Source organism: Bartonella sp. AC158YNML (assembly GCF_042196725.1).
Classification (GTDB): domain Bacteria; phylum Pseudomonadota; class Alphaproteobacteria; order Rhizobiales; family Rhizobiaceae; genus Bartonella.
This window is the reverse complement of the sequence record NZ_JBHIQU010000063.1, coordinates 1-1,253: the sequence shown is the minus strand read 5'-3', so window position 1 is coordinate 1,253 and position 1,253 is coordinate 1. Positions and strand designations below refer to the sequence as shown.

Below are 1,253 nucleotides of genomic sequence, written 5' to 3'. Positions count from 1 at the left end.
TGTACAGCTTTTTATTGGTTTTATACTTTCTGAGCCATAAGTATTTAAAGCGTGAAAAAGTCTCTGCGACTTCTGTACCCATAATAGCCAAAAACACTGGAAATTACGGCACCTATGAGGCTTCCTAAAAAGCCCCACCATCCCATATTGGAGGCTGTTTTTGTGGCTTTAGTTGCAGTGTTTTTTGCTCCCTTGATCGTATCCTCAAGATTGTCTGAGAGTTTTTCAGCCTGTTCTTCAAAGGTTTTGATGGCTTTTTCGGTTTTTCCCTCTGCGCTTTGATAGAGTTGAACAGCATGGTTGGCTGCTGTTTGTGCCTCCGCACGGGTCATGCCATCCTTCATAAGCGCATTGATGATATCGCTTCGATTAAATTTTGTCGTGAGATCTTCTACACGATCAGACAGGCGTTCACCAAGATTTTTTAAAGTGGTGCGATAGTGAGACGGATCATTTTTAAAAGCTGTTATCGCAGAACCAATATCATTGAGTGCAGCCTGATAGGTTTGTTTTAAGCGATTAGCATTGAGAGCAGGAATGTCGCTTTTATTGAGAAGGGTGTGCAATTCATTGCCAAGTTGGTCAAAATTGACTCCATTGTCACTGTTTTTTGCAAAAAACTTTTCAAGACTTTCACTGTTTAATTTTGCAAGTATAGGGGAAATATTGTTTTTGAGGCTGTCAACGGTTTGTTGGACCATGGAGCTGTTTTCTAGAGCGGTTTTAGCCCCTATCTTTGCTGTACTAGAAACCACGTGGATGGCTTGGAGGGTCATCAGCAATGTTATGAGAGCCCAAGTGAGAAAGCCATGAAGAGTCCCTGAGGTTTCAGCAAAACGTCCAGCTACAAAGCCTCCCAAGGCTAGGCTAATCAGTGTAACGATAACAGACCCCACGCCAAAGGAGAGGAAAGAGCCTTCAAATGGGGATGAAGAAGTGAAATCCATTTGGCTTAAGCCTAAAGCGGCGACTAGAAAAGAGAGGCAGATTGAGGTAGCAAGAGCCGTCACCAGTCCCGCAAAGATTGCGGACCATGAAATGGGTGTGTGAAAGAATGGATACTTTTCTTCTAGAGATGTTTCTCCTAGAAAATTGGTATCGAATGGTGTGTCTTCAGGAATGCGAGTTTCCATGTTTTATCTCCTTGAATATGCTGGAGATACAATGCCTTTTTGCTAATTATGTTCCAAAAAGGAATAGATATGAGCCAAAAAGGAATAGGAAAATACTTTAAACAAATGTTTGTTATGAGA

At 41.7% G+C, this 1,253-nt stretch carries 1 protein-coding gene; it reads right to left on the bottom strand.

What is annotated here, in order from left to right; all coding sequences use genetic code 11:
• Window positions 1–44 precede the first annotated feature (44 nt).
• The gene (locus ACFIM1_RS09240) at window positions 45–1,133 is read right to left on the bottom strand and encodes a DUF3792 domain-containing protein (RefSeq protein WP_375694683.1); all 1,089 of its coding nucleotides are present in this window, start codon (window positions 1,131–1,133) and stop codon (window positions 45–47) included.
• Window positions 1,134–1,253: the final 120 nt, after the last annotated feature.

Bases quoted from the DNA above. Each gene is read 5' to 3' on its own strand.
- ACFIM1_RS09240 (WP_375694683.1), bottom strand. From the start codon at position 1,133: ATGGAAACTCGCATTCCTGAAGACACACCATTCGATACCAATTTTCTA.